Source organism: Pseudotabrizicola algicola, from assembly GCF_010915705.1.
GTDB classification, from domain to species: domain Bacteria; phylum Pseudomonadota; class Alphaproteobacteria; order Rhodobacterales; family Rhodobacteraceae; genus Pseudotabrizicola; species Pseudotabrizicola algicola.
On record NZ_JAAIKE010000020.1, the window covers coordinates 1 to 14,761 of the forward strand.

Annotated in this window: 13 protein-coding genes; all 13 read right to left on the minus strand. The window is 62.9% G+C overall.

Annotated features, from left to right (window positions below):
• Positions 1-189: 189 nt before the first annotated feature.
• The 13 genes from G3572_RS21510 to G3572_RS21570 all read right to left on the minus strand — a co-directional run bounded on the left by G3572_RS21510 (position 190) and on the right by G3572_RS21570 (position 14,071).
• The gene (locus G3572_RS21510) at positions 190-1,569 is read right to left on the minus strand and encodes an NAD(P)/FAD-dependent oxidoreductase (RefSeq protein WP_164615732.1); all 1,380 of its coding nucleotides are present in this window, start codon (positions 1,567-1,569) and stop codon (positions 190-192) included.
• A gap of 94 nt (positions 1,570-1,663) precedes the next feature.
• Positions 1,664-1,993, minus strand: a complete 330-nt coding sequence (locus G3572_RS21515) for a hypothetical protein (RefSeq protein WP_164615734.1) — start codon at positions 1,991-1,993, stop codon at positions 1,664-1,666.
• Between the two features lie 31 nt (positions 1,994-2,024).
• Positions 2,025-2,528, minus strand: coding sequence for a YciE/YciF ferroxidase family protein (locus tag G3572_RS21520; protein ID WP_164615736.1), 504 nt, complete (start codon positions 2,526-2,528; stop codon positions 2,025-2,027).
• Positions 2,529-2,840: 312 nt separating this feature from the next.
• Positions 2,841-3,764, minus strand: coding sequence for an NAD(P)/FAD-dependent oxidoreductase (locus tag G3572_RS21525; protein WP_164615738.1), 924 nt, complete (start codon positions 3,762-3,764; stop codon positions 2,841-2,843).
• Positions 3,751-5,271 carry an NAD(+) synthase gene (gene nadE / locus G3572_RS21530; RefSeq protein ID WP_164615740.1) on the minus strand — a complete coding sequence of 507 codons (1,521 nt, stop codon included), beginning with the start codon at positions 5,269-5,271 and terminating at the stop codon, positions 3,751-3,753. The genes G3572_RS21525 and nadE overlap by 14 nt, the downstream gene beginning before the upstream one ends.
• Positions 5,272-5,481: 210 nt before the next feature.
• Positions 5,482-5,883, minus strand: a complete 402-nt coding sequence (locus G3572_RS21535; RefSeq protein ID WP_164615742.1) for an HIRAN domain-containing protein — start codon at positions 5,881-5,883, stop codon at positions 5,482-5,484.
• Between the two features lie 7 nt (positions 5,884-5,890).
• Positions 5,891-6,715, minus strand: coding sequence for a manganese catalase family protein (locus G3572_RS21540; protein WP_164615744.1), 825 nt, complete (start codon positions 6,713-6,715; stop codon positions 5,891-5,893).
• A gap of 959 nt (positions 6,716-7,674) precedes the next feature.
• Entirely contained in the window at positions 7,675-9,072 is a 1,398-nt protein-coding gene (gene hydA / locus G3572_RS21545; protein WP_164615746.1) for a dihydropyrimidinase, read from the minus strand.
• Between the two features lie 19 nt (positions 9,073-9,091).
• Entirely contained in the window at positions 9,092-9,844 is a 753-nt protein-coding gene (locus tag G3572_RS21550; RefSeq protein ID WP_164615748.1) for an aspartate/glutamate racemase family protein, read from the minus strand.
• A gap of 31 nt (positions 9,845-9,875) precedes the next feature.
• On the minus strand, positions 9,876-10,931 hold the full coding sequence (locus G3572_RS21555; protein WP_164615750.1) for a phosphotriesterase family protein: 1,056 nt from the start codon (positions 10,929-10,931) through the stop codon (positions 9,876-9,878).
• Positions 10,928-11,779 carry a carbohydrate ABC transporter permease gene (locus tag G3572_RS21560; protein ID WP_164615752.1) on the minus strand — a complete coding sequence of 284 codons (852 nt, stop codon included), beginning with the start codon at positions 11,777-11,779 and terminating at the stop codon, positions 10,928-10,930. The genes G3572_RS21555 and G3572_RS21560 overlap by 4 nt, the downstream gene beginning before the upstream one ends.
• Position 11,780: 1 nt before the next feature.
• Complete coding sequence (locus G3572_RS21565; RefSeq protein WP_164615754.1) at positions 11,781-12,665, minus strand: carbohydrate ABC transporter permease; 885 nt, start codon at positions 12,663-12,665, stop codon at positions 11,781-11,783.
• 122 nt (positions 12,666-12,787) lie between these two features.
• A complete protein-coding gene (locus tag G3572_RS21570) occupies positions 12,788-14,071 on the minus strand; it encodes an ABC transporter substrate-binding protein (protein ID WP_164615756.1) in 1,284 nt (427 codons plus the stop codon).
• Between the last annotated feature and the right edge of the window lie 690 nt (positions 14,072-14,761).

Here is a 14,761-nt window from a genome sequence, read left to right on the forward strand (position 1 = left end):
TCGGAAAGAACGGCTTCAAACGCTCCATCGGGGCGTTCGTCAGCCAGAAAAGGTTGCTCGTCGGTCAGGTCGCCTTGCGGAGCCTGAATCACGCAAACCGCCCGAAATCAATGGGGCCGGAGCCTAGGCGAAACTCCTCCGTGTAAGTCGGACCGCGCTCGTAATGGGTCTTGCGAGCAATTCGTTCTGTCACTTCGAGTCATGCGGAAGATCTTGCGCGGACTTTGTTCGCGTTCCTGCTGCACGTGTTGCACCTTGTTGGACAAGGGGGGCTAGCAAGGGGTGGCGAGCGGCGACACCGTCGGCGCAATCTGGAGGGTCGACGATCAGCCGGGCCGCGTTCTGGCCACGCAGATAGGTCCAGAGCCAGCTCCATGCGACAACGATCCGGTTGCGGGCGCCGATCAGAAACAGGATATGGGCAAAACCCCAGATCCACCATGCAAGTGCACCTGTCAGCCGCAAGCTGCCGTAGTGCACGACAGCCGAACGGCGGCCGATGGTGGCAAGGTTCCCAGCGTGGCGATAGCGGAACGGGGGAGGCCCGGATCGACCCTTCAGGTCAGCTTTTATCGTTCGGCCCACATGGGTGCCTTGTTGCTTTGCTGCAGGGGCGAGTTGCGGGACGAGCGTTCCTTCGGACCACGCAGCCGCCGCCAGGTCGCCAATCACAAAGACATTCGGGTGACCTTCGACGCGCAGATCTGGTCCGACAGGGATGCGGCCGGATCGGTCCGCCGCAACGCCCAGCCACTTTGCTGCAGGTGAGGCGGCGACACCAGCGGCCCAGATTACGGTCGCGCTCGGGAAAAAGTCTTCGCCGATCTGGACGCCTTCACGGGTCAAACCCGTGACAGGTTTCCCGATCCGCAATTCCGCGCCCATACTGGCCAGAGCGTCCTGTGCATATTTCGAAAGGCTCTCGGGAAAGTGCCCCAGGATGCGCGGGCCGCCTTCGATCAGCAGGACGCGGACTTCATCGGAGTCAATCTGGCGGAATTCGTTCCGCAAAGTGCGGTGGGCGAGTTCCGTGATGACGCCAACCAATTCGACACCGGTCGGGCCGCCACCGATCACTGCAAAGGTCATTAACGCCCGGCGGCGGTCCGGGTCCGGCTCGACCTCGGCCTGCTCAAGCGCCAGAAGAAGGCGGCGCCGGATCAGGGTTGCGTCCTCAAGCGTCTTTAGACCCGGAGCGACGTCAGGCCAGTCGGCATGGCCGAAATAGGCAGGTTCGGATCCCGTCGCCAGCACCAGAGTGTCATAGGGGATCGGATCGCCGCCCTCAACAAGGACCCTGCCATCCTTTACGCCAACCACCTGCGCCATGACCGTCCGTACCTCTGGCCGGTTGCGCATCAGCCGGCGGATCGGCCATGCGATTTCGGATGGCGACAAGATCGTCGAGGCGACCTGATACAGGAGCGGCTGAAACAGGTGATAGTTTTTTCGGTCGATGAGCGTGATCCGGGCACCCGACCCTGCCAGCGTCTTGACCACCTGCAGCCCCGCAAATCCTGCGCCTATCACGACAACATGGTGCGGCGGTGCGCCATTCTGAGTCTGCATGATGCCTCCTGCCCCTCTTCTCACGACACCCTGCCGGGGGCACTCCAGCCCTGACTGTCTCGCTCCCGCCCGGGTCCCGGGTTTTCGCCTGTTCTCACGATGTCAAAAGGATCGTCAGGGCGATCAGTGCGGCTCCGGCGATGACAAGCAGCACTACAAAGCGAAAGTTCGAGACTGGGTTTTCCTGTCGCCCGGACTGAAGCGGCGACGGTCCACCTTTCGAACGCGTTTCTGTGGCCAGCGCCATATCCAGCTGTTCTTGGGTCACTGGATGTCCTGATGCCTCATCGTCCGTCCCGAGGGGCGCCGCGGCAGGATCGGGGTAGTCAATCTTGTCTGCCCCGCTGCCTAGATCGATGCGTTGGCGCAACGTGTCCGGGTTTGCTGGCGGGGAGCGGCCAGCGTCTTTGCGCCAAAGGGTCATCCGAAGTTACTCCTGCAAAGCGAGGCGCAGCCTATTGCGCCATCTCGGTGCGCTGCAGGAAGGTCTCTGTGACGCGAGGGAGTGCGTCCAGCAGAAGCTCCGCGCAGCGCCGTTCTTCCTCGAGCGTCTGTTGCAGCAAGGGGATGACCGTTGTCAGACCGAGCGATCGGGCCATGCTGATCAACGACGTATAGGCCGCGATTTCGAAATGCTCGAACATGTAATCGGCCATGTGGTTCTTCAGAACCTCGTCCGATGCAATGGAATGTCCCATCGTCTGCATCGATCCCATCACGCCCAAGACCGTGTCTTTCATCCCCGAAGGGCTTTCCCCTAGACTGGCAAAGATCTGGTCCAGCCGTGCGAGTTGATCCTCGGTCTCGCGGTAGTGCTTCTCGAGCAATCCCTGCAGTTCAGGATAGCTCTCCAAGCGGTCAAGTTGCGGTTGCATCACGGAAAGAGCCTGTTTTTCCATCGCGTGCGCGTTACGCAGGCCGGCGACGAAAATACCACGGGTTGCGTTCGGACTGTCCATTTTACCCTCGCTGATGGTTCAAGACCTCACCTAGCGAACCGGGTGTTGCGAGAAATGTTCCGGACGTCGCGATCGGCACCATGCCGAAGAAAGCAAGGCCCCCGCGCCAAGTCCGTGCCGGTTGGTGTCGAGTTCTATCAAGCATTGGTTCGACCCAGAGCCCGCACGCATTCGGCATCAGAAACTGATCGGATGGACCGATCGTTGCCCCCGCGTCATGCACATCTGTGGAAGCCGCAATATGGGCTCAGCAGAACGCCTGCCTGACCGGCGCACAGAGGTCTTTGCGCCCAGCCAAATCACGGCGTTCCCTTAGCCAATCGGACACCGGTTCTCCTGGCGTCGCAGGACGTTATGGATGTCTGTTGCAGCGATTTCGCCTTGGGCCATCGAAACCGCGATCTGGTTGAGGCCCGTCACGATATCGCCTGCGGCATAGACCCCGGAGGCGGAGGTGCGCTGATGGGCATCGGTGGTGATGCGCCCGTCTTCGGCCAACGCGACACCAAGCGGCAGCGCAAGTTCGGTGCACGGCGCACAGCCAAGCGCCGAATAGACCGCCGCAAATCGATGCGATCTCCCGTCCGAAAGGGAAATGGCGACCGATCCGCCGGGAAAGTTCATTCTGGCCATCGGTGTCCGGATGATCTCGACGCCAGCTTCGTGCAACTGCTGTTCGGTGCCAGATGACATCTCCAGTGGCCGCCCCAAGGTCAGGAGGCGCAAATCGGCGGTATAGTGCCGCAGGAAAAGCGCCTCGCCAGCGGCGGGGTTCCCGTTGCCGAGAACGGCAACCGGCTTGTCTATCAACTCAAATGCGTCGCAAACCGGGCACAGCCGGACCAGACCTTCGCGGACATGACGCAGCGGATCATCGACCGCAGGCAGGTGGTCGCGCACGCCCGTCGCAAGGATCAGGGACCCGGCAGTGAGACGGCGCGGACCGACGGTAACTTGCAGCGCGTCCGACGTTCGCGCGGCCGCCGTCACTTCGGCAGAAAGGGGCACCACGCCGAACTCCTGCGCCTGTTGCCGCAGATGCGTCAGCAGCGCAGGGCCCCGAATGCCTCCGGGGAAGCCGGGGTGGTTATGTGACCGCGGGATCAATGCCGCACGGCTGTGGCCGTCATCGATCAGGATGACACGGCGACGAAACCGCGCCAGATAAATGGCGGCGCTCAAGCCCGCCGGGCCGCCACCGACGATGATGCAATCCACTGTTTCAGGCGCTGCCATCTGACCCGTCCAGCGCGGCGATACCCATCGCAAGCGCCGTGCGGATGGCGGCGGCGATCACCGACCGGGGGTCTCCGTCAAACCGGCATTCACGCACCTCGGCCACCTGACCCCGCAGCGCGGCAGCAATGCAGACCAAACCCGCCGGCTTTCCCTGATCCGGCCCCGGCCCTGCAACGCCGGTGATCGCCAAGGCCAGATCAGCCTCGGGCGAGGCTTGCAGGGCGCCGGTTGCCATCTGCTGAGCGACCTCGGGATGATAGACGGTCTTTTCATCGATCAACGACTTCGAGACCCCCAGTGCAGCGATTTTCAATGACGGCCGGTAGGTCACAAAGCTGCCTTCCAGGACGCTGGAACTGCCTGACACAGCAGAAAGGCTTCCAGCCAGCAACCCTCCCGTGCAGGATTCCGCCGTCACCAGACGCAACCCCCGCGCGGTAAGCCGTTGGCACAGACCCTGCGCTTGGGTCATCACCTCGGCTGGAAAGCGGGTGAGATCCTCGTTGCCCCGTACCACGGCGGGGCGAAACAGCCTTTCATCCACGGCATCAAGCTGGCCATAGCGGTCGGTGACGGGGTGATCGAGGCGGATCGGGTTCATGCGTTTGAACCAGGTCGTCGCCAGCCTGTGCAACACGGCATCCAGCACGTCCCGGGCATGCCGGTCGCCCTTCATGTCAAGCGCAGAAGAGAGATCCCGCGCGGTGAGATCCGGATCAGCCCGCAATGCGTCCATGAGCGCGAACAGGATAATGTCCCACTCCAGATAGGTTGCGCCGATCTGTGCCTCGTCGCCTGCCCCGATGCCCAGCCCGTCAGTCGGCAGGGCACGCCAGATTTGTTCGGGCACTCCGGTCGCACGCGCCAGCCACGGCACCTCCCATGACTTCAGCAGTGACTGCACCGGGGCCAGATCCCCGACGTCGCCATGCAGGGTCCAGAACCCCGCACCCAACTCTGAAAAGTTGTCGGTGCTGGCCACCAGCCCCCCGAACCGATGCGCCTGATCGTAAAGCGTCATCATGCGCAGCCGGGCCCGCAGGTTGCCGCGCCGGGTACGCGGCGCGGTATCGTCGCCATGCATCAGGACTGCGTCCAGTCCGCCACAGGTGGTCAGCATGTGCTCGAACGCGTCAGACAGGTCCAGATGCCGGTGCTCCAGACCAAGCGCCTCACAGGCATCGAACCCGCGCTGTGTTTCTTCCGGGTCCTGCAGGATGGGCAACGTGAACCCGATCACCAGCCAGCCGGCGCGCTTGAGCAGGGCCGCCGTCAGAGCCGAGTCCACCCCTCCGGACATTCCCAGAACGGCAGTGTGGATGGCTGCTTGTTCACGGTAGTCGGACAATTGCTCCACCAGCCGGTCGCAGATCTCGGCCAGCCGGTCCTCGGGCAGGAAACGCCCGTCGGCTATCTGCTCCTGCAAACGGGCGGAAAACCATGGGCTCAGCCCGCCCGCAGCGGATTGACGGGACAGGTCGAGGATCTGGGTGTGAAGAGGCATCTTGGCTGGTCCTTGAGGGGTGGCGGGTGACGTCAGGACCGGTTCACCGGCCTGCCCGCCGTAAAATTACGGGCCTGCGTTCGGCTGAACCGGTCGCGGATATCCAACGACCGCGAAGCGTCGCTCGCATTTTCGGAAGCTTTGTCCACAAGAGCCCGGGGGTCATGACATTCCCCCGGCCCATTTTCTCGGGCCGCCCGCCCCACGGCCTCAGGTGTTCCCACTATCCGGTCGGCTGCCAGAGAGAACTGCTGCGCTCAGGACCGTCACTCGCAAGGCGTTCGGGTCGGGCGAGACCCGGCCTTCCAGATGGACACCCGCATCCATCAGGGCCGCAAGCGCGCGGGTGCTGGCCGGTGGCAGATAGCCGAGGCCGTCGCCGTTCTCGGTAGACACTGAGATGGCGGCGGGGTCATAGGTCCATGCCGGATCGCGGCGCAGAACGACGCGCGCGCCTTCTGCCACATGCACACGCCCGGCAAAGTGGTCCCGGTTGACGAGGCGGACACTAAGAAGCTCGATCAGGCCCGCGTCGTCGGGGGCTGCCGAGGGGCGGGCCAGCGCCGTACCCGGCAGCGCGGCGGCCCCCGCCAAGAAGTAACGTCGGTCCATAGCGCACCTACTCTTGTTCGGCCTGGGCGCCAGAATTCGGACGCGCCCGGCCAAGGTTCGGCACCTCGCCCAGCGGCTCCATCGGCCGGGAGGTGAAGGCATCGTTGCCGTCGATCGACGGACCAGACGACCATCGGCCCTGCGGCGGCTCGGACCCGTCGTTCTGGAACCCGAGGAAGGCATAGTTGAAATCGGTGTTTTCCTCTGCCTGCGGGAAGCTGTTGGGGATCGGAAAGATGTTCTCGTTCCCGCCAAGTTCCTCCAGAGCGGCCAGAAACTGGTTCTGGTGCATGGTGTCGCGCGCAATCAGATACGCCAGCATTTCCTTCATGCCCGGATCGGCGGTCATGTTGTAAAGCCGCACCGCCAGAATGCGCCCGGTCGATTCCGCCGTCACATTGGCCCCCATGTCGGCGGCAATGTTTCCGCTGGCATAGATATGCGACATGTTGAACGGCACGCCGTCGGAATCCACGGGCATCGCCGACAACCCGGCCGAAAGCAGATTTTTCAGATTGATGCCACCCAATACGGCACCGGCCACAGGGTCGGCGGCAGCCTCTTCCTGCAGGCTCAGCGGCGCGCCTTCGAAGTTCATCGCCACCGCCGTCGCCAGCATTTCGATGTGACCCAACTCCTCGGCTGCGGTATTCATCAGCAGATCGCGGAACTTCGGGTCCCCACGAGCGCCACAAGCCTGAAAGAAGTATTGCATGGCGACGCGGATTTCGCCCTCGACACCGCCAATAGCTTGCTGAAGGGCGCGGGCAAACAGCGGGTCAGGCTGTTCTACGCGGACGGGAAACTGCAGTCGGTTGTCAGTGTAGAACATGATGTCCTCCTGATGGGGTGAGCCAGTTCAACTGGAGGAGTGTCCCGATTGTTCCCGATCGTCCGGCGTTGCCGACCGAACCCCCAATTCGGAAAGGCTCCGGCTTAGACCTCTTCAAGGGTTCGGCTCTTGGTGTGTTTCAGCTCTCGGTTGGTCGACTTCCCCGGCCGTTGCCTGCGACGCGTCGACCAGTTCTGACAGGGTGGACTGAAATTCCGCTGCTTCCTCGCGCGACTTCCCGACCTGAGTCTTCAGCCAACTTATCGGCATAGAGATCAATCTTGCTGTGCCGCTCCGACGTCGAGAACTTTGGCTCGATCGTATTTGCCGCCACATGCTTGGTCACGGTATTGCGCGACACACCCGTCAGCCGAGCGATCTCGGGGCAGCGTCGAGCTGTTGAACGCCCGCAGCGCCTGCCTGCCAGTCGCGATATCGATGAGTTGCCAATCGGGGCTGACCTAGATGATGAAAGCGTCGGCGAGGGCCAAGAGTGCGGAACCCCCAATGCAGCGACGAGCGCATATGCGCGGTCAGTCGTCATTGACCAGAACCGGGCCAGTCCGCGGCTTGGCCACGCGTCCAGAGGCGGCACGCCTCCTTGAAGTGGAATGCTGGCGGTTGTGCGACCCACTTCGGCGGGGAAGCTGTCAAGACCTAAGGTGGTCTTTAACTCGCGCACCTTGAGGTGGCTGCTACTGGTGACGAGCATCTTGTCGGCCCAACCGCGTTCCGCGACGGCTCGCGCAACCCATGTGACGTGTCCTCGAAACCGGCAGCATTCCACGCTCCGCAGATTGATTTGCCGATTGCCCAAGGTGAAATCCCAAACCCCGCGTCGATAGCCCCGGAAAAGGATTTCGCATGCCAAGACCAAGGTTAACTTGAATCTTGATCAGATCTGTTGTCGGCGGTATGGGCGTCCACCACATCAGTGGGCACGACGAAGGGTGTAGGATTCATAACAGCGTGTCCGGCAATGCGCGTGACAGATGCCGACCGCCCGGTTTCCGGCCTGTCAGTTCGCCGTCGCGCATGATCGCGCAGCCGCGCAGGAATGTGGCGACGGGCCAGCCTGTTACGTCAAAGCCCTCCCAGGGGGTGTAGTCGGCACCGTGGTGCAGGTCGGCCTGCCGGATGGGGCGGCGCAGGGTCGGATCCCACAGCACGATATCGGCATCCGCCCCAACGCGAATGCTGCCCTTGGTCGCAGCTAGCCCGTAGAGCCGCGCGTGATTGGTCGCGGTCAGTTGTGCAAACCGCTGGAGCGAGATGCGCCCCTTCACCACCCCTTCGGAAAACAGGATCGGCAGGCGTGTTTCGATGCCGGGTATGCCATTGGGAATGTTCCGAAACGACGCGCGGGCTCCGGGCGCGTCCTTGCCTGCCCGGTCTACGAAGCGGAAGGGGCAATGGTCCGACGAATACAGGTCGAAATCCCCCCGTTCGATGCCAGCCCAGCAGGCCGCCTGTTCGGCCGCATCGCGCGGCGGGGGCGAGCAGACGTATTTCGCCCCTTCGAAGCCCGAACGGTCCAGATCATCGGCGGTCAGCGTCAGGTATTGCGGGCAGGTTTCGGCAAAGACGCGGGCGCCGCGTTCGCGGGCACGGCGGATTTCGTCCAGCGCGGCGCCGTTTGACACATGCACGATGGTCAGCGGCACGCCGGCTATTTCGGCAAGCGTGATGGCGCGGTGTACGGCTTCACGCTCGACCGGGACGGGGCGGGTGGTCGCGTGGTGGAGAGGGGATGTGCGGCCATGACGCTCGGCCTCGTCGCGCAGGAATTCTATGGCGTCTTCGTTTTCGGCATGGACCATGACCATGGCCTTGTGCTGGCTGGCCACGGACATCACCTCCAGGATCTGGCGGTCGGACAGGGCAAGGCCTTGATAGGTCATGAAAACCTTGAAGCTGGTAAAGCCCGCTTCCAGAAGCGCGGGCAGGTCCTGACCCAGCGTGGTGGGGTCGGTGCGGTGCACGATCAGGTGGACACCGAAATCGACATGGCAGCGGCCATCGGCCTTGGCCAGATAGTGCGCCACTGCATCGCGCAGGCCCACGCCGTCTTCGGGCAGGCAGAAGGGAAGGATCGTGGTATTGCCCCCGCAGGCAGCTGCGGCCGAGGCCGAGGCGAAATCGTCCGCCATCTCGATCCCCGGACCAGAGGGTTGAGAGATATGAACATGGCTGTCCACGCCCCCCGGCATGGCGATCAACCCGTCCGCTGCCACGATGTCGGCCCCGTCCAACCCCGTGCCCAGCGTCGCGATGCGCCCGTCGGTGATGCCGATATCCATGACCGCCACATCCGTGCCGGTGACGACCTTTGCGCCGCGAATGACCAGATCGTGCATATGAATTCCCCTGTTTGTCCTAGACCTGCCCGTCCCCGCCCAGCGCTCGCGCCAAGGCAGGCGACAGGCCCGTGACCGCTTTCGCCCTCGCCCTGTCGGGGCGCAGCACGCTGCCGCCCTGTCGGGCCATGTTGCCCAATGCCTCGGCCAGATGGACGGCAGCGGCGGTGCCGTCGATGGCGGGAAAATCCAGCCTGTGGGCATTGGCGCGCACAAAGCCTGCCAGCGGCGCCCCGGCGTAGATGACAGTCCCGGCCCCGGTATCAGCCACCAGCGACGCGCCCAAAGAGATCAGATCGTCAGCGCGGTCCTGCTGCACGGTCGCGATTTCAGCCAGCGGTGGGGACAGGAAGCGGAAGCCGCGAAAGCGCGCGCCCATCTGGTTTTGGTCAATGGCGCGGCGATACCAGGCCTGCATGCGGCTGGCGATGGCCACAATCCCGAAACTGTCGCCCTGTGCCGCCGCCATCACAAAGGCCGCTTCTGAAAGGCCCACGACCGGAATGCCGAAGGCCTGCTTGGCCGCGACCAGCCCCGGATCGCCGAAGGCCGCGACAACAGCTGCATCATGATCGGCTTCGTGCTGCGCGATCAGGTCCAGCACCGCATATGCACCGATGGCCGCTTCTGCATCGGTTTCGATATAGGGCACACCGATAGGCGCGGTCATGCTATGCAGGATCGTGTCGGAACGCGCGGCGCGCCGTGCTTCGGCCGTGATCAGGTCAGTGACGGACGATGATGTGTTGGGATTGACCAGCAGCAGCCGCATGCCTATCCGCCCGCCCTGTGCCTGCGCTTGATCATCCTAACCCCCGTGCACCCGCCGCGTCCAGAAACCAGTTGCACGGGTTCAGCGTGACCAGGTCAGATCCGGTCTGTGCAGGCAAGCCTGTCCTGGCCAAAGCCGGCAGAATCCGGTCCAGAACATGCCCGTAGCCCTGCCCGCCATTGCTGCGCAGCATGTTTTTCTGGCCGACATCGGAAGACAATAGCAGATGCGGCCCCAGACCTGCGGACAGAAGCGTGGACAGGTTGGCGATATTGGTTGCGTCATCGGGGCTTCTGCGGCCCTGCCCGTAATCCAGCGCGTTGCCCATCATGTCCAGCCCCAGCCATGCCCCCCTCCCGGCCAGCGACAGCATGTAGTCCAGATCATGGGCCATCGGGTTCAGATGGCCCAGCAGGACGCCGCGTATATCGCCGGTGGCTGCCAGAACCTCGTCCAGAACCTCGTGCCCGACTTGGTCCCAGGCGGGCAGATGCACCGAAAGCGGCACGCCATGCGCATGGGCCACGCGCGCGCTGGCGCGCAGCGACCGGCGTTCAAGCGCAGTGGGCCGGGCAGAAACGCCCACTTCACCGATCACACCGGGGCGGATGCGGCCATGGACCGTATCTTCGCCCTGCAGCAGGTCATCTTCGATAAGCTGCATCAGCGCCGCTTCGGACCAGTCACGCATCTTCGGCGGGATGGCGCGTTCCATATACAGGCCCGACCCCATGACGATTTGCATCTCGCTGGCGCGGGCGGCCGCAAACAGGCGCGCGGGCTGGCGCCCTGTATAAAGCGATGTGGCTTCGACCAGCGTGCACAGCCCAGCATCGCGGGCCGTGCGCAATTCCTGCACGGCCATGTCCAGATCATCGAGCAGCAAGTTGTCGCGCACCGACAGCGGGTAGCGGTCCACATCGGCGCGCGTCTGCGGAGTGACAGGCATGTCCGGGTCGATGGCGTCGGGGCGCGCGCTGAAGCCATCGCGTGAATCCAGAAACACATGCTCGTGCGTGACAGTCGGCCCAAGCTCTGACACGGGCACGGGGCCAGTGACGGTCTGCACCATGACAGGGCGGCTCATTTGATCCCCGATGTGGCCAAAGAGCCCACGAAATAGCGTTGAAAGCGCAGAAGCAGCAGCGCGGGGATGACCGACAGCACCATGGCGCCCGCAAAAAGCTGGCTCAGGTCAAAGTCGAACTGATTGGAGAATTGCGCCAGGGCCACGGGCCCCACCCGCAGCGACGGGTCCGAGATGATGATCAGCGGCCAAAGATACGCCTGCCACTGGAACATGAACAGGATGATCCCCGCCGATATCAGCGCAGGCCGCGACAGGGGCAGATAGACATACCAGAAGATCTTGAACAGCGAAGCGCCATCGATGCGCGCGGCTTCGACCAGTTGCTTGGGAATGCCCAGAAAGAACTGCCGCAGCAGAAAGATCGCCAGCCCATTACCGATGCCCGGCAGGATCAACGCAAGGAACGTGTTGTGCAGGTCAACAGCGCGGAACACCCGGAACAGCGGGATGGCCACAGCGTCGAACGGGATCATGAAGCTAAGGACGATGATCCCGAAGATCGCCGTCTGCCCCGGAAACGGAATGGCCGACAGCGCGAAGGCGGCCAATGCGCAGATCACCAGTCCGATCGCCACAGTTCCCAGCGCCACGATCAGGGAATTCAGCACCGCCATCAGAAACCCTGAATGCCACAGGTTCATATAAGCATCCAGCCGGATTTCCGATGGCACCAGCGCCCGCCAGCCCAGCGGTGACAGGGTGCTTAAAATCTCGTTCGGGGCGCGCAGGGACCCGGCCAGCATCCACAGCACGGGTAGCGCGAAGATCAGCGCCACCAGCAGGGTCAGGGGCGCCAGAATGTAGCGCCGGGTGGCCGGACGGGCCTGATTGCAGATCGTGGCCATATCATTCACTCCGAAGCAGGCGGAACTGGGCTGCCACGAAGAGCAGCATGCAGACCAGCAGCAGCACGACCCCCGCCGATGCGGCCGGCATGTCGGCAAAGGAAAAGCCCAGCTGGTATATTTCGTGGATGAACAGGTTGGTGCTGCCTTGCGGCCCGCCGCGTGTCAGGATCTGCACGGGCGCGAAGACAAGGAAATTGCCGACGGTATTGGCGACCAGCACGAACAGGATCGTCCGTTTGAGCATGGGCAGCGTCACGAAGAACAGGCATTTCCACCACCCCGCCCCGTCGATGGTCGCCGCTTCATACAATTCATCGGGAATTTCGCGCAGGCCCGCGATCAGAAACACGGTCCAGTATCCGACACCCGCCCAAGTCACGATGATCATGATCGACATCAGCGCCTGATCGGCCGATGTCAGCCATGGCTGCGCGCCGATCCCCAGCGCGCCCAGAATGGCATTCAGGGCTCCATCGCTGGGCCGCATCGCAATGCCCCAGACCAGCGACGCCACCGCCAGCGGCGCGGCGACGGGCAGAAACACTGCAATGCGCCCCAAGGTGCGCCCCGGCACCGACTGGTTCAGCAGCAAGGCCAGCGCAATCGCAATCACGATCTGCAGCGGGTTGAGCACCAGATTGTAGATCAGCGTCACCTTGATGGAATTCAGAAAGGTCGGGCTTGTCCACAGATCGACGTAGTTGGCAAAGCCGATGCCGCCGCGCGTTTGCAAGCTTTGATAGCCTGCCAGCACTGTGGGCAGGATACGAAAGGCAAACAGCGTCAGCAGCGCAGGCCCCAGAAACCCCGCAAGAGTGATCAGCATCAGGGTGCGTCGGCCAAGGGGGGCGCGTTGCCGTGCTGCACGGGACATGGAGACCATGATCTGTCTTTCCTGCGGGTCTGTGGATCAGGGCGTGGCGCGCTGGGGATTGGCCCCGCACCACGCCCTGACGGATCTCTGAATGGGCGCGCGCAGCCTTTTGCCGCGCGCGCAAGTGGCGATCAACGCAGGCGCGACCAGGCAGCTTCGATCTCGGCTGCGGCACCGTTCAGGGCGCTGCGCACGTCAGCCCCGTTGCGGATGTCTTCGATTGTGCGGTTGATGATCTGCTCGAACTGGATCCAGCCCACTGTGCGGGCACGGATGCGCGCAGTGTTGCCCAGTTCATATTCGATCAGATCGCCCACCCCTTTCAGGTTTTCGGTCTGGAAAAGATCCTGGTTGATATAAGTTTGCAGCGCCTGCACGTTGGCGGGCGGGATAGGCTGCAAGGATGCGGCGGCCAGCGCGCCTTCTTCGGTCAGCGACGCGAACCGCACGAAATCCAGCGCGATATCCATATGTTCGGTGTTGGGGTTCACGCCCCAGGCCCAGGACCCGGTCGGCGTGACGACATCGCCGCCTTCGAAATAGGGATACGGCGTGAACGAGAAATTCAGCCCTTCGCGCGCTGCAAACAGCCGCGTCACCCACCAGGGGCCACCCGCAAAGAACGCAACTTCGCCCGAGGCGAACAATTCCGCCGTCTGGCCGGGGCCAGGCACACCGCGCGGCGACAGGCCGCTTTCGAACGCATCTGCATAGAATTCGAACGCGCGCACCCAGGCGTCATTGGTGATGTCCAGTTTCAGCTGGTCATCGGGCGACACGCCATTGCCACCGCCCAGCGATTCAACCAGCGTCTGCTGCTGGTAGATGCGGCTGACCTGATCCCACAGGAGCCCCCAGGTCGCCCCGGCAGCCTGCGCCTGACGGCCCAGTTCCACCACCTGTTCCCAGGTCAGACGGTCTGCAGGAGTACGGCCCGGCAGCGCAATGCCCGCCGCCTCCAGGAGATCAACGTTGTAATACATCAACATGCTGGACGTGGACACGGGCAGCGCCCAGATGCGGCCATCTACCGTGACTGCTTCCATGCTGGCGGGCAGGTGCATGTCCGAAATGTCCCCGACCTTGTCGGTCAGGTCAGCCAGAAAGCCGCGCTGCACCAGTGCCGACACTGCTGGCATGTCCGCCGTGAACACGTCCGGCGTGGAATCGCCCTGCCCGATGCGGGCCTGAAGAACGTTGTTGAAATCGTCGAACGGGATGGATTCGTGGATGATCGTCACGCCGGGGTTGTTTGCCATGAAGGCGTCGATCACGGGCTGCATCCGCGTGGGGTCTTCGGTCGTGGCAAAACGCAAAGTGACGGCGTCCTGCGCCATGGCATAGCCGGGCAGCAGGAAGGCCGCCAAAAGCGCGCTGGCCATAAGCGTGCGCCGTGTGGGCGAAAGATGTCGCATGGTGATTTACCCTGTTGATGGTCTGGCACCCTTAGTGCAATCGATTTTACTTTTTGTGTCGAGGAAAAATGTCACCCGCTCAAGGGAAAGGGGCTTTCGGGACGCTTGATTACGGAGTTTTCGATTTTTTGCCTAAAATTTAGGCAAAAATAGGCTCGGCAGATGCCTCGGTGGAGTGAATTTGGCTAAAACCGATGCGAATCAAGCGACGCCCAGCCGGATACTAAGTCAACTCTATGATTTCAATAGATTAATTTAGGATTCTATGGCCCCTTGTCTCGGGGAGCCGGCCACAAATCCACACCAGCTTGACGCGAACTGGTGCCCGCCGCACGGTCTATATGACTGAATTTCCCGCATTTCCGGCGCGAACTCGGCGATTTTGCCGCACCTGCCGCCGAAGGGTCATGATGCCGGTAGACAAAGCCTGGCTGATCGTGTCAAATCGATTTGAGATTTGGTGGATGCAGCGCCACCCCACAGCGTTGCGCGCGCCGCAAGGGTATGCCTTTGCGGCCCATGCGCTGCGCTGTGGCGCCCTGCCCCGCCATTGCTGAATGCGCGACCACAGATAAGGAAGACGACCGATGTCCAAGCGCCTGCTGCTTACCGGAGAGACCTGGATCAGCTACGGGGTTCACCTGAAAGGGTTCAGCTCTTACACCACTGGCGGATACGAGGAGGGGCAGA